At 42.5% G+C, this 21,567-nt stretch carries 21 protein-coding genes and 2 tRNA genes; 10 read left to right on the top strand and 13 right to left on the bottom strand.

Annotated elements, in window-relative coordinates:
• Positions 1-67: 67 nt before the first annotated feature.
• A complete protein-coding gene (locus HWQ44_RS19160; RefSeq protein ID WP_292721700.1) occupies positions 68-1,012 on the bottom strand; it encodes an NAD(P)-dependent alcohol dehydrogenase in 945 nt (314 codons plus the stop codon).
• Between the two features lie 114 nt (positions 1,013-1,126).
• Here HWQ44_RS19160 and HWQ44_RS19165 point away from each other — a divergent pair, with 114 nt between their 5' ends.
• Positions 1,127-1,549, top strand: coding sequence for a XisH family protein (locus HWQ44_RS19165; protein WP_292721703.1), 423 nt, complete (start codon positions 1,127-1,129; stop codon positions 1,547-1,549).
• Positions 1,531-1,872, top strand: a complete 342-nt coding sequence (locus HWQ44_RS19170) for a XisI protein (protein ID WP_292721705.1) — start codon at positions 1,531-1,533, stop codon at positions 1,870-1,872. The genes HWQ44_RS19165 and HWQ44_RS19170 overlap by 19 nt, the downstream gene beginning before the upstream one ends.
• A 62-nt stretch (positions 1,873-1,934) precedes the next feature.
• Here the strand turns inward: HWQ44_RS19170 and HWQ44_RS19175 are convergent, their stop codons facing one another.
• Complete coding sequence (locus HWQ44_RS19175) at positions 1,935-2,513, bottom strand: Uma2 family endonuclease (RefSeq protein WP_292721708.1); 579 nt, start codon at positions 2,511-2,513, stop codon at positions 1,935-1,937.
• 1,133 nt (positions 2,514-3,646) lie between these two features.
• Between HWQ44_RS19175 and nifB the strand changes: the two genes are divergently transcribed.
• The 7 genes from nifB to nifD all read left to right on the top strand — a co-directional run bounded on the left by nifB (position 3,647) and on the right by nifD (position 11,352).
• Positions 3,647-5,098: a nitrogenase cofactor biosynthesis protein NifB gene (gene nifB, locus HWQ44_RS19180; RefSeq protein ID WP_292721711.1), complete on the top strand. Its 1,452-nt coding sequence runs from the start codon at positions 3,647-3,649 to the stop codon at positions 5,096-5,098.
• Positions 5,099-5,291: 193 nt separating this feature from the next.
• The gene (locus HWQ44_RS19185) at positions 5,292-5,648 is read left to right on the top strand and encodes a 4Fe-4S binding protein (protein ID WP_292721713.1); all 357 of its coding nucleotides are present in this window, start codon (positions 5,292-5,294) and stop codon (positions 5,646-5,648) included.
• A 38-nt stretch (positions 5,649-5,686) separates the two neighbouring features.
• The gene (gene nifS, locus HWQ44_RS19190) at positions 5,687-6,895 is read left to right on the top strand and encodes a cysteine desulfurase NifS (RefSeq protein ID WP_292721716.1); all 1,209 of its coding nucleotides are present in this window, start codon (positions 5,687-5,689) and stop codon (positions 6,893-6,895) included.
• 114 nt (positions 6,896-7,009) lie between these two features.
• Positions 7,010-7,909, top strand: coding sequence for a Fe-S cluster assembly protein NifU (gene nifU, locus HWQ44_RS19195; RefSeq protein WP_292721718.1), 900 nt, complete (start codon positions 7,010-7,012; stop codon positions 7,907-7,909).
• Between the two features lie 238 nt (positions 7,910-8,147).
• Positions 8,148-8,504, top strand: coding sequence for a group 1 truncated hemoglobin (locus HWQ44_RS19200; RefSeq protein WP_104898466.1), 357 nt, complete (start codon positions 8,148-8,150; stop codon positions 8,502-8,504).
• Positions 8,505-8,865: 361 nt separating this feature from the next.
• Positions 8,866-9,759: a nitrogenase iron protein gene (nifH, locus tag HWQ44_RS19205; RefSeq protein ID WP_193947864.1), complete on the top strand. Its 894-nt coding sequence runs from the start codon at positions 8,866-8,868 to the stop codon at positions 9,757-9,759.
• A gap of 150 nt (positions 9,760-9,909) precedes the next feature.
• Positions 9,910-11,352, top strand: coding sequence for a nitrogenase molybdenum-iron protein alpha chain (gene nifD, locus HWQ44_RS19210; RefSeq protein ID WP_292721725.1), 1,443 nt, complete (start codon positions 9,910-9,912; stop codon positions 11,350-11,352).
• A gap of 246 nt (positions 11,353-11,598) precedes the next feature.
• On the opposite strand, the gene HWQ44_RS19215 is transcribed toward nifD, so the two are convergent.
• The 10 genes from HWQ44_RS19215 to HWQ44_RS19260 form a co-directional block, all read right to left on the bottom strand.
• Positions 11,599-12,243, bottom strand: coding sequence for an EcsC family protein (locus tag HWQ44_RS19215; protein WP_292721727.1), 645 nt, complete (start codon positions 12,241-12,243; stop codon positions 11,599-11,601).
• 255 nt (positions 12,244-12,498) lie between these two features.
• A complete protein-coding gene (locus tag HWQ44_RS19220) occupies positions 12,499-13,029 on the bottom strand; it encodes a hypothetical protein (protein ID WP_292721730.1) in 531 nt (176 codons plus the stop codon).
• A 980-nt stretch (positions 13,030-14,009) separates the two neighbouring features.
• Complete coding sequence (locus tag HWQ44_RS19225) at positions 14,010-14,195, bottom strand: hypothetical protein (protein WP_292721732.1); 186 nt, start codon at positions 14,193-14,195, stop codon at positions 14,010-14,012.
• A gap of 283 nt (positions 14,196-14,478) precedes the next feature.
• Positions 14,479-15,402, bottom strand: coding sequence for a polyphosphate kinase 2 (gene ppk2 / locus HWQ44_RS19230; protein WP_292721734.1), 924 nt, complete (start codon positions 15,400-15,402; stop codon positions 14,479-14,481).
• Positions 15,403-15,548: 146 nt separating this feature from the next.
• Positions 15,549-17,072 carry a slipin family protein gene (locus tag HWQ44_RS19235; protein WP_292721929.1) on the bottom strand — a complete coding sequence of 508 codons (1,524 nt, stop codon included), beginning with the start codon at positions 17,070-17,072 and terminating at the stop codon, positions 15,549-15,551.
• Positions 17,073-17,647: 575 nt separating this feature from the next.
• Positions 17,648-17,722, bottom strand: a tRNA-Met gene (locus HWQ44_RS19240).
• Positions 17,722-17,797, bottom strand: a tRNA-Met gene (locus HWQ44_RS19245). Before HWQ44_RS19245 ends, HWQ44_RS19240 begins: the two co-directional genes overlap by 1 nt.
• A gap of 331 nt (positions 17,798-18,128) precedes the next feature.
• Complete coding sequence (locus HWQ44_RS19250) at positions 18,129-18,623, bottom strand: COP23 domain-containing protein (protein ID WP_292721737.1); 495 nt, start codon at positions 18,621-18,623, stop codon at positions 18,129-18,131.
• Between the two features lie 131 nt (positions 18,624-18,754).
• Entirely contained in the window at positions 18,755-19,012 is a 258-nt protein-coding gene (locus HWQ44_RS19255; protein WP_292721740.1) for a hypothetical protein, read from the bottom strand.
• 571 nt (positions 19,013-19,583) lie between these two features.
• Positions 19,584-20,162, bottom strand: a complete 579-nt coding sequence (locus HWQ44_RS19260) for a hypothetical protein (protein WP_292721743.1) — start codon at positions 20,160-20,162, stop codon at positions 19,584-19,586.
• A 219-nt stretch (positions 20,163-20,381) separates the two neighbouring features.
• Here HWQ44_RS19260 and HWQ44_RS19265 point away from each other — a divergent pair, with 219 nt between their 5' ends.
• A complete protein-coding gene (locus tag HWQ44_RS19265; protein ID WP_292721745.1) occupies positions 20,382-21,035 on the top strand; it encodes a TraX family protein in 654 nt (217 codons plus the stop codon).
• A 30-nt stretch (positions 21,036-21,065) separates the two neighbouring features.
• Here HWQ44_RS19265 and HWQ44_RS19270 read toward each other — a convergent pair whose 3' ends face one another.
• Positions 21,066-21,506, bottom strand: a complete 441-nt coding sequence (locus HWQ44_RS19270) for a DUF2891 family protein (RefSeq protein ID WP_292721748.1) — start codon at positions 21,504-21,506, stop codon at positions 21,066-21,068.
• Positions 21,507-21,567: the final 61 nt, after the last annotated feature.

A 21,567-nucleotide genomic window follows, 5' to 3' on the forward strand; every position in this document is an offset into this window, starting at 1 on the left:
TTTTGGATTTTGGATTAAATAATTTAAAATCCAAAATTTAAAAAGGTCTGAGAGGATGTTGGGAAAGTTAACTAGAAACCGCGATCGCTATTTTCCCCACTGCCCGCCCAGTTTCGCTATAATTATGAGCCGCCGCTAGTTCTTGTAAGGGATATGTGCGATCAATCACTGCACGAATTTTACCAGCTTCAATCAATTCTTTCAGAAAAAGCAAGTCTTTAGCGTTAGGCTTCTCAAAGAGAAATTTCGCTTTTCGACCGGGAAGAAACGCTGTTAAGACGCTTTCTAACAAGACTTTAGGGCTGGGTACGGTGGTGATGTAAACACCGTTAGGTTTGAGGACTTTTTTGGTTTCTGAGAGCGATCGCTTACCCACTGCATCAAAGATAATGTCATACTGCGCTATATCTTGGGTAAAATCCTGCTGCGTATAATCAATCACGCGGTCAGAACCCAGAGATTTCACCAAATCCAAGTTTTTAGTACTGCTAACTCCCGTCACCACTGCCCCTAAAGCCTTAGCAATTTGCACCCCAAAAATCCCTACACCACCCGCAGCACCATTAATCAAAACAGTTTGTCCTGTTTGAATATTTCCCTGATCTCGCAGTGCTTGCAGAGCCGTGAGCGCTGCTAACGGCACAGCAGCAGCTTCTTCATAAGATAGATTCGTTGGTTTGAGCGCCGCCACGTTTTCTGGGACAGCTGCAAATTCGGCATAACCTCCTCCAGGGAAGCTAGTACTGCCATAAATAGCATCTCCTGGTTTAAAGCGCGTGATACCAGAGCCAACGGCTACCACATCTCCCGCCACATCAAACCCCAGAATCTTCGGAAATTTGCTGCCGACAATCAAACTCAACATTCCTTGGCGAATTTTCCAATCAATGGGATTAACGCTACTAGCACGAACTTTCACAAGTAACTGCGTTGGCTCAATTTTCGGCTGTTCCACGTCTTCGTACTGCAACACCTCAGCTGCGCCATACCGACGGATAACCACTGCTTTCATCGCATTCCTCCTGCTACCCTGTTTTCGTGAATGAACTCAGACAGCCTGTTTTTCCTGATAAATCTAGTGTAGCGATTTCCTAAAATAGAAATATCAGTCTAAAACTACACCTGTATGCCAGCTAGAGACTTTTATCACAACAATGTTAAAAATGCTTTGATTAAAGACAAATGGACAATTACTCACGATCCACTGACTCTGAAATTTGGTAAAAAAGATTTGTATGTTGATTTAGGTGCTAAACAACTGTTGGCGGCGCAAAAAGCAGAATCCAAAATTGCAGTTGAGATTAAAAGTTTTACCGGGAGATCGGATGTTGATGATTTAGAAAAAGCATTAGGTCAGTATATTTTATATCAGGATATATTGATTGAATTGGAGCCAGAACGAGCGTTATATCTTGCAGTACCTAACAGAGTTTTTGATGATTTATTTGAAGAACCCATCGGCAAACTATTACTGAGAAATCATCGTTTAAAGCTTATTACCTTTGATCCAAAACAGGAAGTTATTAAACAATGGATTACACCAAGTTAGACGACTATCGCCAGGTGATTGAAACTATCCTCAGTGAATATGCTTCACTACCCTATTCTTATGCCAAGATTCAATCAGAAGTGGTGTTTGATCGAAACCACGATCGCTATTTGTGGATGGATATAGGTTGGGATGGCGATCGCCGCATTCACGGCTGTTTGGTTCATATTGACTTGATTGATGGCAAAATCTGGATTCAACGGGATGGCACGGAAGAAGGCATTGCCGCCGATTTAGAACGGGCTGGAATTCCTAAAGAACACATTGTTCTGGGGTTTCGTCCACCGGAGTTAAGACCTTACACTGGCTATGCAGTTGCTTAAGGTGCGTAGGCGCAGCCCGTCGTAGACATCGCTCTTTAAAAGTTAAAAGAGGAACATTCTGTTTATTCTTCAGTGTTAAATACAACACCTTCATACAGCAATTCAATCGGGCATTCAAACTCAATGCTCGATAAAGTGATGATATCTCCAGCCGTATAGGGATAGTAAAGCCACATCCTACCCTCACCCCGACAGTAACGCTCAACGGAGATTTTTTCCGAGTCAATCAAGATATATTCTTGTAAACTAGAGATTGTCAGATAATAAGTGAATTTTTCACCCCGATCTTTAGCGCTTGTACCTGGCGAAAGAACTTCGGCAATCAGCTTGGGATGTTGAATAAAGTTGCGGGCGTTGAGGTCTTCAGGGTCGCAACTGACAATAACATCAGGATAATAGTAGCGACTCTGGGCAGTGAGTTGCATTTTCACGTCTGACACATTTACTCGACAACCTCTGGAACGCAAATGAGGGTACAAAGGTCTGTAGAGATTTAGTGCAATGTCGTTATGGGGAATTGTACCGCCTGTCATGGCAAATACTTCGCCATTGGCATATTCATAGCGAACGTCTTGCTGAGGTTCCCATTCGAGATATTCCTCAACCGTCATTTTTGGCGGTTGTTGGGGGATGGCTATCATAAAGATTTTTTCACGCTTGGTTTGATTGTAACTAAATGACACTCTGATTTTTCACGGTATCTGTAAAACCTCTCTTTTCAAAGCAGAGAGACTTTGAATTTTCCCCTTTCCCGACACGGGAGGGGATTTTTTTGCTAAGGTTTGTAGTGAGCAATTCAGAAAATTCATTGCGATCACTCAATCATGTTAGATTATAGTTTGTTGTTTCTCTCAAACACAAAATCTGAGAGTTTCCTACCCATCTCCTCATTGTGGGAATGAAAAAAAAAGGAGTTAAAAGTTAAGTTTTTTGAAAATTATGTGCAGCAACGCCTCTATTTCCAGTCGCTCACATAGCTTACCAGATAAGACTTATAACCCCAATTGAATATCATTGTCAAAGCAAAAATTAAAAAAATATGAATTGCATTTTTACCCTCAAAAAAATGATATGTTAGATACAGAATTGAATTTCGCACGTTTCTGGAGTAGAACGATGTAGACTACTCCAGTTTTTCACCCTCAAACCCTTGCCATTTATTGCTTTTGGCGGAATTTGAGGGCAATCTGAGTACACATTTAAATAACCCAAACCTAGTTTCAAGTTAGTTAAAGTTATTGCTGGGATTGGGTTTTAGCTGAGTACAAAGAAATCCTGAACCCCCATCTATAAACACTAGAACCCCAACCAAAAAATACTAGAACCCCTACCTGAAAAAAACTTTTTTAATTCTTGCAATGCTTGAAGAATTAGGGTTTTTCTTATTTGAGTACAAAAGTAATAAATCCAATAAATTCTATCCTAGAGAGACGCAACATCTGGCTGGGAGACGACTGCTATAAATCTTATATCGCCAATCACTTAACGCTCTGAAACAAAACAAAGCGAAGAGTGAGTGGAGGGATGACATAGCACCATGCCTGAAGTGAAGAGAAGTCGCGGCTGTAAGCACAAATTCTACCCAAGAACCGAACGTTGACACACACCAGCCGAACATCTAAAGATTCATCGCCTGCCTGACTTGAAAACAAGTCGCCCTCACCCAAGGGTTTGCAGGCAGTGTGGAAGACGCGACTTCAATTCTGGGCATGAAAGAGTAGCAACAGCATCTCCCACAGTGGCAGCCAAGTCCACCGACCTTTTGCGAAACTCAATGACATCACCGTCTACACGACTCCTCAACTCCAACGCTACGGAATCGCCAACCCAAGCAAAATCAGGTGGTTGCGGCTGCGACAGCCCCAGCAGCGCCACCGTGGAAAGGGACGAAAAGCTCCAAGAACGCATTGCTAAACATCCCTGCTACAGCGAAGACGCTCATCACCACTACGCCCGGATGCACGTTGCAGTTGCACCAGCTTGCAACATCCAATGCAACTATTGCAACCGCAAATATGATTGCGCTAACGAAAGCCGTCCTGGAGTCGTTAGCGAATTGCTAACACCAGAAGAAGCAGCACATAAAGCTTTGGTCATTGGCGGCAAGATTCCTCAAATGACAGTTGTGGGAATTGCTGGCCCTGGCGACCCACTAGCTAATCCAGATAAGACTTTCCGCACATTTGAGTTGATTGCAGAGCAAGCACCAGATATCAAGCTGTGCTTATCAACTAATGGTTTAATGCTGCCAGACTACATCGATCGCATTAAACAATTAAATATAGATCACGTTACGATCACCATTAACATGGTAGATCCAGAGATCGGTGCTAAGATTTATCCTTGGGTTCACTACAACCGCAAGCGCTACAAGGGCATTGAAGGTGCGAGAATTCTCCACGAAAGACAGATGGAAGGATTGCAAGCCCTGAAAGATGCTGACATCTTGTGCAAAGTCAACTCCGTGATGATTCCCGGAATTAATGACCATCACTTAGTTGAAGTGAATCGAGTCATTCGTGAAAAAGGTGCATTCTTGCACAACATCATGCCATTGATTTCTGCACCAGAACATGGCACACACTTCGGTTTAACCGGTCAACGCGGCCCCACACCCAAAGAACTCAAAGAAGTTCAAGACAACTGCTCCGGTAACATGAAAATGATGCGCCACTGTCGCCAGTGCCGCGCCGATGCAGTCGGATTGTTGGGAGAAGACCGCAGCCAAGAATTTTCCAAAGATAAATTCTTGGAAATGGCTCCCGAATATGACATGGAACAACGCGCTACCGTTCACGAAGGAATTGAGAAGTTTAAAGAAGAACTTAAAGTAGCCAAAGATAAGGCGCTAGCCGGCAAGAAAATTGCCAATAGTCCGAAAATCTTAGTTGCAGTAGCCACCAAAGGCGGCGGATTGGTTAACCAACACTTCGGTCATGCCAAAGAGTTCCAAATTTACGAAGTGGATGGAAACAACGCTCTCTTTGTCGGTCATCGCAAAATTGACCAATACTGCCAAGGTGGATACGGCGAAGAAGCTTCTTTTGAGCATATTATGAAAGCGATCGCAGATTGCAAAGCAGTTTTAGTCTCCAAGATTGGTAACAGTCCTCAAGAAAAATTGCAAGAAGCTGGAATACAGAGTGTTGAAGCTTACGACGTGATTGAGAAGGTTGCTTTGGAGTTTTACGAGCAATACGTCAAGGAATTAGGGAATAACGAATAGGGCATGGGGCATGGGGCATGGGGTATGAGATAAGAATTATCCTCAACGCCCTCCCCTAAACCCAATCCTCAATGCCCAATGCCCAATGACGGCAGTTACTCCACTTGGGGAGACCCCATCGCTTTTAGCGTCTCCCCTTGGGAGAAGACCGCACTGCCTCCCCAATGCCCCATTCCCAAAAGGAGAATAAATCATGGCTTACAAAATTCTTACTAGCCAGTGTATTTCCTGCAATCTCTGTCTAACGGTATGTCCCACAAATGCAGTTAAAGTGGTTGACGGACAGCACTGGATTGACCCTGAACTTTGTACAAATTGTGTTGGTAGTATTCATACCATGCCCCAGTGTAAAGCTGGTTGTCCCACCTGTGACGGTTGCGTTAAGCAGCCTAGCGACTACTGGGAAGGCTGGTTTGCCAATTACAACCGCGTAGTCGCTAAATTAACAAATAAACAAGATTACTGGGAACGCTGGTTTGATTGTTATTCCCAGAAATACTCAGAACAGTTGCAAAAGCGTCAACCCCAAACAATGGGTGCAGAAGCTTAAATAATTCGTAATTTCGTAATTCTTAATTGAAGACAACAATGCAAAATAACTGCATCTATCTCGATAATAATGCCACCACTAAGGTAGACCCAGAAGTTATAGAGGTAATGCTACCTTACCTCACAGAATATTACGGCAATCCCTCCAGTATGCATACCTTTGGTGGGCAAGTCGGTAAAGCATTGAGAACAGCAAGAGAACAACTTGCAGCCATCCTGGGAGCCGATGAGTCAGAAATTGTCTACACAAGTTGTGGAACTGAGGGAGATAACGCCGCAATTCGAGCCGCACTGTTGGCGCAACCAGAAAAGCGACACATCATCACCACCCAAGTTGAACATCCAGCAGTACTCAATGTCTGCAAACAATTAGAAACCCAAGGTTACACTGTTACCTATCTATCAGTAAATCATCAAGGGCAGTTGGATCTAGATGAACTAGAAGCTTCCTTGACAGGTAACACCGCCTTGGTGACAATTATGTATGCGAATAACGAAACCGGAACGGTTTTCCCGATTGAGCAAATTGGGTTGCGCGTCAAAGAATATGGCGCTATATTTCATGTAGATGCAGTGCAAGCAGTGGGAAAAATCCCGTTGAATATGAAGACTAGCACCGTGGATATGTTAACTCTGTCTGGTCATAAGCTGCACGGGCCTAAAGGAATTGGTGCTTTATATATTCGGCGCGGGGTTCGGTTCCGTCCCTTCATTCTTGGGGGACACCAAGAACGCGGACGCAGAGCCGGAACAGAGAATGTCCCTGCAATTATTGCCTTGGGCAAAGCTGCGGAACTAGAACTGTTACACTTAGAAGAAGCGACCACAAGAGAAAGAAAGCTGCGCGATCGCCTTGAACAAACTTTACTTGCGACAATTCCCGATTGTGTAGTTAACGGTGACCCTACGCAGAGATTGCCCAACACCACAAATATCGGCTTCAAGTATATTGAGGGTGAAGCTATCTTACTATCCTTGAATAAATACGGTATCTGTGCCTCATCCGGTTCTGCTTGCACCTCCGGTTCACTGGAACCTTCTCACGTTCTGCGGGCAATGGGCTTACCCTACACAACTTTGCACGGTTCTATCCGCTTCAGTCTTTGTCGCTACACCACAGAAGCCGAAATCGATCGAGTAATAGAGGTAATGCCCAGTATTGTAGAACGTTTACGCGCCCTTTCACCCTTCAAAAATGATGATGCAGGTTGGTTGCAAGGACAAGAACAAGCACTAGCGCATCGTTAGGGACTAGGGACTGGGGACTGGGGATTAGGGGCTGGGGATTAGGGAAGAATTTTCCCAATACCCAGTACCCAATCCCCCAATCTAAAATCCAAAATCTAAAATCTAAAATTCATTATGTGGGACTACACCGATAAAGTATTAGAACTGTTTTACGATCCCAAAAATCAGGGAGCAATCGAAGAAACGGACGAAGTTGGAGTTAAGATTGCAACGGGCGAAATCGGTAGTATTGCTTGCGGCGATGCTCTGAGATTGCACCTGAAAGTGGAAGTAGAATCTGATAAGATTCTAGATGCTCGTTTTCAAACCTTTGGTTGTACTAGTGCGATCGCATCTTCTAGTGCATTAACCGAGATGATCAAAGGTTTAACCTTAGATGAAGCTCTGAAAGTGTCCAACAAAGACATTGCAGATTACCTTGGTGGTTTGCCAGAAGCAAAGATGCATTGCTCTGTCATGGGGCAAGAAGCGCTAGAAGCCGCTATCTACAATTATCGTGGTATACCTCTAGCTACCCACGATGATGATGATGAAGGCGCATTAGTTTGCAGTTGCTTTGGCATCAGCGAGTCTAAGATTCGTCGCGTGATTCTAGAAAATCATCTCACGGATGCTGAACAAGTAACAAATTATGTAAAAGCTGGTGGCGGATGCGGTTCCTGTCTGGCGAACATTGATGATATTATTAGATCAGTTCAACAGGAATACGCCTCACCTGCTCTCAACAATTACGGCGTAAAAGTTGCCACAGAAATTGTTACGTCTAAAGAGCGATCGCTAACAAACGTCCAAAAGATTGCTCTAATTCAAAAGGTTCTTGATGAAGAAGTCAGACCCGTACTCATCGCTGACGGGGGAGATGTAGAACTCTATGATGTAGAAGGCGATCGCGTTAAAGTTGTACTGCAAGGTGCTTGCGGTTCCTGTTCTAGTAGTACAGCAACTCTGAAAATTGCGATCGAAGCCAGATTACAAGATCGTGTCAGCAAGAGCCTTGTAGTCGAAGCAGTTTAGGAATTGCTGTAGGACTTATCGTACTCTACAAATACGCCCTAATATGCATTCAGCCAGGAACAGAAAGTAGGATTTGAATTGAATCATTGTCTCCACTCAATGCTTCATACCAATTCTTTCTTAATTACGAATTACGAATTGGTAGTCCTACCACAATTACGGCTAACAGCATATAGGCAAAAAGATTAAGCGCCTACTTGCAAATTTCATCATCCAACTCGCTTCAAAGGAACAGGATATGAGTACATTGTACGACAACATTGGTGGACAACCAGCTATTGAACAAGTAGTAGATGAACTCCACAAACGCATTGCCGCAGACAGCCTTCTCAATCCCATTTTTGCTGGTACAGACATGGCGAAGCAACGTAATCATTTAGTTGCTTTCTTAGCTCAAATATTTGAAGGGCCAAAGCAATACGGCGGTCGTCCAATGGACAAAACCCACGCTGGAATGAATTTACAGCAACCACACTTCGATGCGATCGCCAAGCATCTGGGTGAAGCAATGGCTGTGCGTGGAGTGTCAGCAGAAGACACCAAAGCTGCACTAGATCGCGTCACCAACATGAAAGGCGCTATTTTGAACAAATAATAGGACTTATGCATTGATTGTTGACAAATAACAACATCAAGTCCTATGGAATCTTGCAAGCTGAAACACATTATGACGTATTTGTAAATTGCGTAATTTTCTTTGTTCTTTGTCAAAACAAATGACAAAGGACAAAGGACAAAAAACAAAAAACAAAAAACAAAAAGAAAAAAATTTAACCAGGAAATAGATGTACTTGCTTTCAATAATTTTAGCTGTGGAGCGATCGCCCCCAGCAGGCATTTATGCCAACGCTACCAACGATGCTCTACACGCGCTCACTACTGTCGCTCAACTGGCGTGAACGCAACTGACAAACGCACAGACCCACCAACCAACCAATTGCAGGGAAACACGAACCATGACAGACGAAAACATTAGACAGATAGCTTTCTACGGTAAGGGCGGTATCGGTAAATCTACCACTTCCCAAAACACCTTGGCAGCTATGGCAGAAATGGGTCAACGCATCCTTATCGTCGGTTGCGACCCTAAAGCTGACTCCACTCGTTTGATGCTGCACAGCAAAGCTCAAACAACCGTTCTTCACCTCGCCGCAGAACGTGGTGCAGTAGAAGATATCGAACTCGAAGAAGTAATGCTAACCGGTTTCCGTGACGTTCGTTGCGTAGAATCTGGTGGGCCAGAACCCGGTGTAGGTTGCGCCGGTCGTGGTATCATCACCGCCATCAACTTCTTGGAAGAAAACGGTGCTTACCAAAACCTAGACTTCGTATCTTACGACGTATTAGGTGACGTTGTGTGCGGTGGTTTCGCAATGCCTATCCGTGAAGGCAAGGCACAAGAAATCTACATCGTTACATCAGGTGAAATGATGGCGATGTATGCTGCCAACAACATCGCTCGTGGTGTTCTCAAGTATGCTCACACTGGTGGTGTGCGTTTGGGTGGTTTGATTTGTAACAGCCGTAACACTGACCGGGAAATCGAATTGATCGAAACCTTGGCAAAACGGTTGAATACCCAAATGATTCACTTCGTACCCCGTGACAACATCGTTCAACACGCAGAATTGCGCCGGATGACTGTTAACGAGTACGCACCAGAAAGCAACCAAGCTAACGAATACCGGACATTGGCTACCAAGATTATCGATAACAAGAATCTAGCTATTCCTACACCCATCGAAATGGAAGAACTAGAAGAATTGTTGATTGAATTCGGTATCCTCGAAAGCGACGAAAATACCGCAATGCTAGTTGGTAAGAGTGCTGCTGAAGCTCCTGTAGTATAATTCGCTGCTAAGAAATAACGCTTTAGCACAAACAAAAAGGAAGAGTTCCATATCTTCCCTTTTACCCTCTCCTTTGCATCTCCCCCCTAACCTTAGAGGGGACTCCTAGTCCCCCTATGCCCCGATCCTTACGAGTCACAGAGGCTAAATATGACACCTCCAGAAAATCAAAACATCATCGAAGAAAGAAAAGAACTAATTAAAGAAGTTCTAGAAGCTTACCCCGAAAAAGCTAAGAAAAAACGGGAAAAGCACTTAGGCGTATACGAAGAAGGTAAGTCCGATTGCGGCGTTAAGTCTAACATCAAATCCCTTCCTGGGGTAATGACCGCTCGTGGTTGTGCTTATGCCGGTTCTAAAGGTGTGGTCTGGGGCCCTATTAAGGACATGATCCACATCAGCCACGGGCCTGTAGGTTGCGGTTACTGGTCTTGGTCTGGTCGTCGTAACTACTACATCGGCACCACAGGTATTGACACCTTTGGTACCATGCACTTCACCTCTGACTTCCAAGAACGAGATATCGTTTTTGGTGGTGACAAGAAACTTACCAAGCTCATCCAAGAACTTGATGTACTTTTCCCCCTCAACCGTGGTGTTTCCATTCAATCTGAATGTCCCATCGGTCTAATTGGGGATGACATCGAAGCTGTTGCTCGGAAGACATCGAAAGAAATTGGCAAGCCAGTTGTACCTGTGCGTTGCGAAGGTTTCCGGGGTGTTTCCCAATCTTTAGGACACCACATTGCTAACGACATGGTTCGTGACTGGGTGTTTACCAGAGCCGACCAAGCCAAGAAAGACGGTACACTTCAGTTTGAAGGTACTCCTTATGATGTAGCAGTCATTGGTGACTACAACATCGGTGGTGATGCTTGGGCTAGCCGCATCCTGTTAGAAGAAATCGGCTTGCGCGTAGTCGCTCAGTGGTCAGGTGATGGCACCATCAACGAAATGTTGATGACCCCCAATGTGAAGATGAACCTCATCCACTGCTACCGGTCGATGAACTACATCAGCCGTCACATGGAAGAAGCTTATGGTATACCCTGGTTGGAATACAACTTCTTCGGCCCCACCAAGATTGCTGAATCTTTACGGGAAATTGCTTCTAAGTTTGACGAGACAATCCAAGCAAACGCTGAGAAAGTCATCGCCAAGTATCAGGCAACAATGGATGCAGTAGTCGCTAAATACCGCCCCCGCTTGGAAGGTAAGACCGTTGCCATCATGGTTGGTGGTCTACGTCCTCGCCACGTTGTCCCAGCTTTCCAAGACTTGGGTATGAAGATGATAGGTACTGGTTATGAGTTTGCTCATAACGATGACTACAAACGTACCGCTGGCTACATCGAAAACGGCACCATCGTTTATGACGACGTTACCGCTTACGAATTCGAGGAATTTATCAAAGCCCTCAAGCCTGACCTTGTAGCTTCTGGTGTGAAAGAGAAGTACGTCTTCCAAAAGATGGGTCTTCCTTTCCGTCAAATGCACTCTTGGGATTACTCCGAACCTAGCGATCGCTCCTCAACATCATATAATGCAAGGTTTTTTGGCGGCGGGAGAAAAAAGAGCCTATTTCTAGCCTAAATACCAGTTACAGGGTTATTTAGGAACAACCTGTTTTTATGCTTCAGACAGTATAACTCTTATGCAGTCTCGTTTTTAGAGTTTGCTTGCATTTTGCTCAAAGAAAAACTGTAAAATGAAAGACTATTTTTAATGACGATTTTTTAGATTAAATGGTGCGATCGCCTCCACTCCACACAAAACAATTCTTTGGGTTATCTGAGATAATGATGTGTTATTACAAAAGTAATGCAATCGCTCTCACTGTTATGTTTGTGACGCTTGGACAAATAGTGTTTTTGCAGTTTTTCCACAGCTATTCACAAATATACCATCAAATGTGCCTCCAACAACACCTCCTACTAGAGGCAGCATTTTCATAATATTGATTACGCCTTTTTCACCAGCTTTAGTAATTAGTCGGAATCCAATCTTTTTATTGATTTCAATCAGAACCTTACCAGGTATTTGTTTGATCAGATTTTGACACACCTTTGTGCTAATCGTGATGCCTGCGGTTTTTAGAATTTCCTCGCCTGCTTCACCAATTAAACATAAAAGAACCATTGTTCTTACTTGTTCAGAGTGGATATCATATCCTCGAAGGTGAGCTATTGCGGCGGCTGTGTTTGCTCCAAGGGCATAGGATGCAGCTAAACCCACCGGAATGGTAATAGGCATTGCTGCAATACCGCCTAGCCCAGTGATAAAACCCGTGCCAGCAGCATACGTAGTTCTCCATGCAATAACTGAATTAATAGCATCTTCAATACTAGCCGCTTTGCTCAAGTGGTCTGCTGCAACTTCCTCCGCAGGTGGCAGAACCCCTAACCCGTTAATCCCAGCATCTGCTATCCACTCAAGAGTTGCTTTTATGGGATTGTTGTTATCGCCTGCGTTAGCTGAAACCATAGAATTTAATTTTTGTAAATTATTTCATCTTTTCTATCGCAAGTTGCTGTAATAAGACCACCGCAATACCTCTATATCACTGTAAATTTACAAATAAGGTTTCATGATCCATTGGATCAAAAGATAATGTTAAAACCACTGCTACGACTGATAGATAAACACACATAGCTAGTTATTAGGCAAATATTATCCGTTTAATTACTTAATTTTGGGTAGTTATCCATTATTTTTGTATCTGATCAGCGCTCTGTACCACTATAATTGGCTAATGAGTTTAACTGCTAAACTTTCTGCTGAAGACAGTGTGTTTATGACAGTCTTAACATCGTCTGAGCAAAAGGAGCTACTGAAGGTGTTAGTCTTACTTGATACTAAAAAGTCCAGCCTAATTTTTTTATAGCTCCAGAATAAGAAATATGATTTTTTACTAGAAACTGTCACGGATAAATTATCACTAACCTCACCACGCAAGACGAAATCTTCTGAAAATTCTCCTGTATATGTCTCTTTCTCCAGAAGCTCCATTTTGTTGTGCGCCTTGTTAAGGGCATCTATCAGTTTATGAACCTTAGAGCTAGATACAACAGCTACTCCAGGATTATATCTTCCATCAGGGCCTGGAACAAAAAAGCGAATATACCACTTACTCTTCTGTGCAGCATCACGATAAGCAACTAATGATGCTCTAATATTTGATAATTCGAGAGCTTGCTCAAGTTGTCTAGGATTCATTATGGCAAATTCAATGCAGTTATAGACAGAGTTCCCCAATTGAACCTTAAACATATCCCTACTCTATATTTAGAGATTCTGTGTGAGATGCACAAGAAGTAGAGCGTTTTAGCGATGTCTGCGACGGACTATTCGGCGTCGCCCTGACTCAACAAGAAACTAGGCGATGTCTACGACGGGCTGTTCGGCGTCGCATTAAACTGTCCAATCCTCAATTAACAATCCGGGTACTTTGCCCAAATCCTGATGATTGCGTGTTAATAAAACTAATTTACGAGATAGTGCGATCGCATGATTTAATTGCTTTTATGAGCGATCGCCTTTAAATATTATCAGTGAGATACACAAGAAGTTGTTACGCATCCATACAGGGGTATATCTGCTTGTCCAGATGAACGATTGAATAAATCCGCCGCCACCATTTGCGCGATGCACGTTTCATCAGGAAGGAATAGAAAGAGGTACAAGCTTGGGAAACAGATCGGCTTCTTGGGTGGTGATTCCCAAAACAGCCACAGCTTTTTGTAGAGCAAAGTCGCTGTACGCCATAGTTTTGCATTGCTTTGAGTATATGACGTTTTCAATAAAAGGGAATTGATTCTATTTTACCCCTGTTGTAGATTTGTCCAGGAATTCTGTGTGAAATTCTCCTGAAGTAGTCCTTCGTAGCAATGTCTACGATGGGCTACGCCTCAACCTAAACTCGACAAAAAGCCACTCTATATCCACTTATTGTGCGTGAGATGCACAATAAATAAGATATAGCTCTGAATAGCGAATGCGATCGTCAAATAGAGATTCTGAACCTGCATTATCAAGCAGCTTAATTGGAAACTCACCTACGACAAACCCACCTTTTGTAATCCTACTGTGCAGAAACAGGAAGACCCGCGACCGATGCCATTCGAGATATTATTGATGTATTGTGTTTTTCCCCCTTAGAAGGAGACTCATGGCAAAAATAAAAAATAAGATAGACCTAACTTGCAACCAAGTTGAAATGGAAGAACTCTCCGATGTAGAGATGAAATATGTCAGAGGAGGGGCATTCTCGGCTCCAGTGCCGAAGTTCCAAGTTCCGCAGTTCCAAGTTCCGCAGTTTCAAGTTCCGCAGTTCCAAGTTCCCGAATTCCAAATGCCCGAATTCCAAATGCCTGAATTCCAAATGCCCGAATTCCAAATACCCGAATTTCATTAGCCTCTGCTTCAATTGCCTGCACTTTTATTTCAGCAATTTGTCACGAGCTCTCATGGTTGGGGCTAAATCGTACTTTTAATAGTATTAAAACCACAAGGCTCGATAAACTTCTGTCACCTCCGGCATTCTGTACTTGGTATCGTTTTGAAAACAATTGCTTCCAAGGTAATATAATTAACTAATTTTCGACAGCACTACTCAGAATCCAAATTGGCTTGGAGAGGAGGAAAGGCGATCGCAACACCTAATAGATAAAGTTTGCCATATCCAATCATTAGTGACAAGCAACACCATAGTAATGGTGCTTAATACACTTGAGGGACAAAAAACTGCTCATTGCGGGGGGCGCGAACATAATCTTCAGCCAAAGGTCTAGACGGAAGCTCTAAGGGAGGAGGGGTCATATCTTTGTAAGGAACTTTGCTCAACAAATGATGAATACAGTTGAGCCGCGCCCGTCTTTTATTATCCGCTTCAATTGTAAACCAGGGGGCTTCTGGAATATTCGTATAAGCAAACATGGTATCTTTTGCTTTGGAATATTCTACCCAGCGATCGCGTGATTCCAAATCCATCGGGCTGAGTTTCCAGCGCCTTGCTGGATCGTGACTGCGAGAAAGAAAGCGTTTCTCTTGTTCTTCATCGCTGACTGAGAACCAGTACTTGATTAAAACAATACCCGATCGCACTAGCATTCGTTCAAATTCCGGGCAAGATTGCATGAATTCTTGATATTCTGCTTCAGAACAAAAATCCATCACTCGTTCAACTCCGGCTCGATTGTACCAACTGCGATCGAAGAGGACAATTTCGCCTGCTGTGGGAAGATGTTGCACGTAGCGCTGAAAATACCACTGAGTTTTCTCGCGATCGGAGGGAGTTCCCAGAGCAACTACACGACAGCCACGAGGATTTAGTGGATCGGCAATGCGTTTAATTACTCCACCTTTACCGGCAGCATCGCGTCCTTCAAATATGACGACAACCCGATAGCCAGTGTGCTTAATCCAGTATTGCATTTTGACTAGCTCAATCTGGAGTTGCTCTAGTTCAGTTTCAAAAGTCTTTTTGGGAATTTTCTTGGCAAAAGTTTCAGTACTACCATCAAAAATCCGTTTGGATTTCTTAGATTTTTTCTTATCTTTTGCCTTTACTAGTTTTTCTACTAAGTCTGTAGCAGTTTGAACTAGATCATTATTTTGCTGGTTTTCAACTTCATCAATTGACATCGCTGTTACCCTATGCGATTGAGTCAGCATAATTAGAGTTTATCTCTCAAGTATATATTTTAATGCGGACTGAGTGTAAATATACATAGGGAGCAATCTGTTGATGTGCATTGCTAATTGTCTTTGATGAATATTTGCTACGATCGCTACGGATTCATCCGAATCAAGTCTGTTAAAATACTATCCAAACTACCGTTAACTTGAATTCGATCGATCTTCTCTGCAATCCGCTCTAATACTTCGAGTTCCTTAAGACGCAATGCGACGGGGTTATCCTCCATCACTTTGGCAGTGTTTAGCATACTGCGAGTAGCAGCAGTTTCTTCTCTACGTCTGACTACGTTTGCTTGAGCGGCTTTTTCTGCTTCGACTACTTTGCTCAAGATAGTCTTAATCTCGCCAGGTAAAATAATATCTTTTACACCTACAGAATCTACTTCAATTCCATAGTCTGCGGCTTTCTGGCGAATATACTCAGAGATACTTCTATCAATTGCACCTTTATCTTCTAATAAACCATCTAAGTTGCGTTCGCCGACTGCACCACGCAAAGCAAACTGTAATTCTTTGTATAAGAAACCAGAAATATCTGATAACCCGTTTTTTGCTCTCAATGGGTCTTGGATGCGGAAGCCAGCCGTCAAATTCAATCGCAGAGGTACTTTATCCTTTGAGAGGATGTCTTGACCGGATACTTCCATATTTTGTAGTCGTAAGTCAATGGCTTCGGTTTGAAAAGAGCGTCCAAATAACCACCAAGCATGTACTCCTGGCGATCGCTGTCCTTGAAATTCTTGATTAATGTATACTAGTCCAACGTGTTGGGCAGGAACTTGGCAAATATGCAAACAGTTGCGACTGAGCAATTTCACTTCTGTTGAACCCTCAACCAATTCAGCCACTAAGTTAGGCTGTAACTGAGCATCAGCGCTAATATCGATAATTTCCACTGCAACACCCTGCCAAAATAACTTGCGGCTGGTGGGCGGCAAAATAGAAATCACTTTTCCTCGATATCGTACAATTGCAACTTGTGAAGTCAGTAATTGCACTGCTTCACAGTAAGCAGCAATAAAGTCGGGATGTTTTTCAATGAGTACATCTTCCAGGGGAAAATCTGGGTTAGGGATAATTCGACTGAGAGTTCGGACTGTAACATCTCTATCTACCGACCAAAAAGCATACTCTCCTGGTTCTAGAGGTCGCAGAAAATTGTTTTGCAGATATAATAAACCAATCTCAGACTCCGAGATTTGGAACTTCTTTACTCCATTCAACGCAACTGAGCGCAATTGCTGCACAAAAGAACCAGGTAATTCTAAGCTTTCTTCCAAGTTGAACAGATGAGATTCTACCTCAATAAAACCACGCCAAAAAGCAATCAATTTATTTGGTGCAACGCTTACCCAATTCTGACCGTAGCGGACTAATGCAACTTGATTGAATGCAGTTCTGATAATCAATAAATGTTCTTGTAGTTCGGCTTCGTGATTTCGCAACAATAGTTCTAGGTTCTCAATCTGAGCTAGTGGCTGATTGAGGTCATAAATTTTTACTTGCCAATGACGACCAAAATAAGTATGTGTACCGGGTTGCAAAATTTTCTTAAAGTCACTGCGGTGATATAAAATGCCGATTTCGTTAGGTTTGATATAAAACGTTTCCCACATAGTGATTTGCATAAATATATTTGTGTGATAGCTTAAGTAAGCTCGACGATGCCTGCGGCGGGCGTAGCCATCGCAACTAACTAAGAAAATTTGAACAACACATTTATAACCTTGCTTGAACTCAAATACCACTTATGTCTCACAGCTTAACTACTGGAGTAGACAGAATTTATTTTGAGGTTCACAAAATATTTTTTACTCTGCAAGTGCAAGTGTTTACAGTTTAGGTGTGGGCAAAAGCTTCTCCAAAGCTGGATTAAGATTGCTGTTACTTTTTCCAAACTGCTCAATGACAATCTAGAAAAAGAACCGCGCTCAAATATACCGTTCAATTTACCAATCTAGAATCTTAAAAGAAAACTAGATGTAGAAAACGAAGGGACATACTCAAGTTAGGGAGAAATGCAGTTGCGCTTGCTCCTTGACTGTAGCTATCGAACATTACCCTTACGAGTGATGACCAACAGCAGAACACTTGCACCGCAGAATTAAGAAAATGAGGGGTCTCGAATCTGTTAAGATCCGTACCATATTGGCTACCTTGGAAGGGTATTGTCTTTTAACCCGGACAGGGTTGGGTGAAAGTATAGGAATCGAACCTACAACACATCGATTATGAGTCGATTGCTCTACCAGTGAGCTAACTTCCTGGGGTTTGATACAGGACTCGAACCTGTGACACATCGATTATGAGTCGATCGCTCTACCAACTGAGCTAATCAAGCGATATAGTTTAAAGTACTCGGCGGTATACGCTTATGCAAAAGCTTGGCGCACCAGTTAGGCTTATGGAACCTAAACTATAGCTTTGTAAATTTTTGACTATCCCAGTTAAAATTTAGCACAAGAAAAACTATCTGTGGTAAAGGCACAAGGAATGCTTGTGCGTGTCAAATGAAAGCGAATGGAATTCGCGGCTACACAAACAAAGTCCGCCTCCGCGGACTAAAGAAAAATTGAGTGTTTGAAACCCACAGAGGTGGGTAAAGCCTGGTGTAGATGCGGTTTATAACCGCCCTTTTCATGTTAAGTTGGCTTACCTGGAAATAGCTGTATTTATTCTTTGGGAATCCCTAGATGTTCTCTCAAATCAACGTAAGGTGTTCTATTGCTTTTACTTAGGGGTTGGTGCCAAGCCAGGAGATTATTTAGCGCTTGCACACCATCTTCATTGGGTTTGAGGGTCAATATCAAGTTTTCACAGCGTCCACTAACTTGATTGGCAGTGCAAACCACATTTTGTCCATTCATCTTGCCGACAGTAATAAACTTCAAATTTCTGTTGCGACGGTAAGTTTCCAAGCGGTGGCTTACGTCTTGACAGCGCGTCAGTTTATTGTAACCAGCATCTTTGAAGTAATTGGAAGTCCAGCGAATCCAAGGCTCAGAAACACCTCTGGAATTTGTGTACACCGTTACGGGTTTGTTTCCTGATGTGTCACAATAAAATCCTCGCCTACTTTCGGCTTGACTTGGCTGATTGATGGTTGCAGTTGCACCGAGAGCGATCGCACCTGCAACCAAAATATTTGTCAATGATGCCAATTTCATGAGTATCTCTCAAATCTTGAGTAAAAAGTTTTTATTTGCCTTGTATTTCACATTCTCCCTACTAAAAATAGAGAGAGAATATAAGAAGTGAAATCTTTTTATATTCCAATTGCTTAAAGTTTCAGGCGTTTTTATTTGTATACATAATGAGCCGCAACCCACTTGCGACCATGATTTGTTTTTTCCCAATGTGCAGGAACTAGCACTTTCTTTTTCACTGGTGGTGTATAACGTTTAACTTGTGGTGGTTTTTTTGCGATTATTTGAGCAGGTCTATTAAGACTATGGGGATTAACAATAACCTGTGATGCTGACGCTTGCAAAGGAATGGAAGTAACAGCAAATGGTAAAAGAAGCACTGCACCAGCAAGAATTTGTTTGATATTCATGACTAAATCTCCTTTGGTAAATTGTATGATTAAAGTTCTGGAAACCTTAATCTGGTTGATGTCTCATGTTTATAAGGATATGATTTCAAATAGCTATACACTAGTGATAAAAGTAACTAGTTAAATTATGACTTAAGTAATATCTCATGTCTGGGTTTATCAATGTCATATACTCCTGAAGATGGAGACAAAATGGCTGTGATGCCGTTAGAGTAATAATCCTAAATGAGTTATGAACAAAAAGATCCCTGACTTCTTCAAGAAGTCAGGGATCTGCACGTGTCTGTAGAGAGCAAATCAAATAGGATTGCTGCACTAAGAAAAGCGAAAACGCTAGCACTTATTTATAATGGTTTTTAACTAAATATCGTCTGACTTAAGTCGCAACATATGACGCATAAAAATTACCAGTCTTGGATAGGTTCGATAAAATTCTTTTTCGTTGTTGAACTGGTGACTTTCATAAAAGACATTGTTACCAGTAGATATTTCAAAAATATCCATCTCACAAGCTCCTGACTCCCAAACTGTTACTCTACCAAGATGTAATGAACCTCAAAGTCAAGGTGGCTCAATCTGGGAAAGCCAGACCAGTCATGGGGTCACGGATATATAACCCTAATGTGAGACTACGCATTGCTTCATCCCAAATGGGTATTAATTGTTCTGCTTGATCTGCCCAATAATCGAATGTAATTAAGCACTGAACATTTGACCCCAAACCAATGCAAGTCCGCGAAAAAGCTTCCCGTGGTTCTTCCTGAGTGTCAATGAACTTCATCTCTGTCCAGACAATTCTGGCAGTTTGGCGCTTGATGGTAATAATTTCTCCCTTGGCAATGATGTTGCGGCTGTCATCTTCCAGGACTTTCTTCAAGGTGGATTTTAGCGGAAACTGGCTCCAGTCGTTGGGTGGCAGGCGATTGAAAGATACTTCTAGGCAGCAGTCGTCGTTGGGCGGTTTTTTATCCATGAACTTGAAAGATTTTTCTTGTGGCTCAAAAACCCAATCCTGGGGAACATTGAAGCGAACAGCACCTCTATCTGCTACAAAAATTTTATAGCCTGATGGAGATTCCCAGCGATGGTCATGTTTTAGTTCAAGCGTTTCTTTTATCCACTGAAGATTGCTTTTTTTACGCTTTGCCATAGTGTTTCTGGATTTTCTGCTGAAGAGGGCATCACCGATAGCGTAGCGGTAGCGAGTCCGTGTCGCGTCTCGTAGAGAGCGTCCGCAGGAGCCTCACAGCCCTTCGTAGATATTGCCCTTTTTGTTAATGTTATCAAATTGCTAGTATTTTGAATAACTCTTATATTAAATAAAATTTTAGGGATTTTATATCAAGGAATCCAAGGTAACTGTAACGTTGTGATAAAAGTTTCAGCTTTTAGCATTAAAATCTTAGCAGCAGTATTTATGGTTATGGATCATGTGTGCTATTTGCTAATGCCAGAGTTGGTAATCTTGCACTTATTTGGACGATTGAGTTTTCCTCTCTTTGCATGGCTTCTGGCTGAAGGCGAAAAACACACCCAAAATGTACACCGCTATGGGAGGAGACTATTAATTACAGCAATAATAACTCAGCCAATCTATAGTGTTGTTTTCCAGAGCTTATCACTTAATATTCTCTTCACGCTTTTTCTTGGACTTGTGATGTTGGGCTTAGTAAAGCATTACCCGCAATTATGGCAACAATTAATAATTATTGGATTGTGTGTAGCAGTTGCCGAAAGCTTGGGTGTTGAATATGGAGCGTATGGAATTGGAGTAATTTTCTTGATGTCCTTAACAGACAAATTTAAGCCCAGAGTATGGTTGGTCTACTGGTGCATCTTCCACTTTTTTATTTTAGTAATCCTATCTATGCTTAATATATTTCAGGGTTGGGCAATGCTTGCAGGATTGATTATTTTTCAATTCAATGGTAAGCAAGGTTCACGAGCTAAATGGTTCTATGTGTTCTACCCGGCTCATTTAATAATTTTAGGTATAATTAATTATTTAATCCAGTCCACGTAAGATTTCTATCTCTATCTAATCCACGTGCAGTTACAAGATAAACCACAAAGGTTCCCAACCAATGACTACCCCTTGAGAATCATTCCATTCACGCAATTCCGTTGCGAGTTGCAACAGCCATGAAAATCCATAAGGACACTCAAAGAAGGGACATCGATTAAAATGGTTAATTTCTCCTTGAATTTTCTCTGGAGTCAGGGTTTGGGTTAGTGCTTGCCTTGCTGTCGGCTGAAATTCAGCATCAGGAAAATAACGAGCTAGCCTTGCAAGTAACCAATGTCCATGTACGGTAGAATGCCAATCCAAACAACCATAAAATGCTGGCGTTAATTCGCGTGGTGGCTTAATGTCTTCATCGCTTGCAAACCAGAAAATATTGTTGTGCGGATACTCTTGGTTGATGCAGTTCAGAACCAATTGAACAAACTTGGCTGCGATCGCTACGTCAATCTCTATTGCTTCGAGTTGCATGGTTTATCAGCAGTAGTTTTGCAATTACCTTTTTAGGATTATAAAGAAAATATCCATTACC

It is taken from the genome of Nostoc sp. JL34 (genome assembly GCF_017114945.1).
Lineage (GTDB): Bacteria > Cyanobacteriota > Cyanobacteriia > Cyanobacteriales > Nostocaceae > Nostoc.

Bases quoted from the DNA above. Each gene is read 5' to 3' on its own strand.
- HWQ44_RS19160 (WP_292721700.1), bottom strand. From the start codon at position 1,012: ATGAAAGCAGTGGTTATCCGTCGGTATGGCGCAGCTGAGGTGTTGCAG.
- HWQ44_RS19165 (WP_292721703.1), top strand. From the start codon at position 1,127: ATGCCAGCTAGAGACTTTTATCACAACAATGTTAAAAATGCTTTGATT.
- HWQ44_RS19170 (WP_292721705.1), top strand. From the start codon at position 1,531: ATGGATTACACCAAGTTAGACGACTATCGCCAGGTGATTGAAACTATC.
- HWQ44_RS19175 (WP_292721708.1), bottom strand. From the start codon at position 2,513: ATGATAGCCATCCCCCAACAACCGCCAAAAATGACGGTTGAGGAATAT.
- nifB (WP_292721711.1), top strand. From the start codon at position 3,647: ATGACATCACCGTCTACACGACTCCTCAACTCCAACGCTACGGAATCG.
- HWQ44_RS19185 (WP_292721713.1), top strand. From the start codon at position 5,292: ATGGCTTACAAAATTCTTACTAGCCAGTGTATTTCCTGCAATCTCTGT.
- nifS (WP_292721716.1), top strand. From the start codon at position 5,687: ATGCAAAATAACTGCATCTATCTCGATAATAATGCCACCACTAAGGTA.
- nifU (WP_292721718.1), top strand. From the start codon at position 7,010: ATGTGGGACTACACCGATAAAGTATTAGAACTGTTTTACGATCCCAAA.
- HWQ44_RS19200 (WP_104898466.1), top strand. From the start codon at position 8,148: ATGAGTACATTGTACGACAACATTGGTGGACAACCAGCTATTGAACAA.
- nifH (WP_193947864.1), top strand. From the start codon at position 8,866: ATGACAGACGAAAACATTAGACAGATAGCTTTCTACGGTAAGGGCGGT.
- nifD (WP_292721725.1), top strand. From the start codon at position 9,910: ATGACACCTCCAGAAAATCAAAACATCATCGAAGAAAGAAAAGAACTA.
- HWQ44_RS19215 (WP_292721727.1), bottom strand. From the start codon at position 12,243: ATGGTTTCAGCTAACGCAGGCGATAACAACAATCCCATAAAAGCAACT.
- HWQ44_RS19220 (WP_292721730.1), bottom strand. From the start codon at position 13,029: ATGTTTAAGGTTCAATTGGGGAACTCTGTCTATAACTGCATTGAATTT.
- ppk2 (WP_292721734.1), bottom strand. From the start codon at position 15,402: ATGTCAATTGATGAAGTTGAAAACCAGCAAAATAATGATCTAGTTCAA.
- HWQ44_RS19235 (WP_292721929.1), bottom strand. From the start codon at position 17,072: ATGTGGGAAACGTTTTATATCAAACCTAACGAAATCGGCATTTTATAT.
- HWQ44_RS19250 (WP_292721737.1), bottom strand. From the start codon at position 18,623: ATGAAATTGGCATCATTGACAAATATTTTGGTTGCAGGTGCGATCGCT.
- HWQ44_RS19255 (WP_292721740.1), bottom strand. From the start codon at position 19,012: ATGAATATCAAACAAATTCTTGCTGGTGCAGTGCTTCTTTTACCATTT.
- HWQ44_RS19260 (WP_292721743.1), bottom strand. From the start codon at position 20,162: ATGGCAAAGCGTAAAAAAAGCAATCTTCAGTGGATAAAAGAAACGCTT.
- HWQ44_RS19270 (WP_292721748.1), bottom strand. From the start codon at position 21,506: ATGCAACTCGAAGCAATAGAGATTGACGTAGCGATCGCAGCCAAGTTT.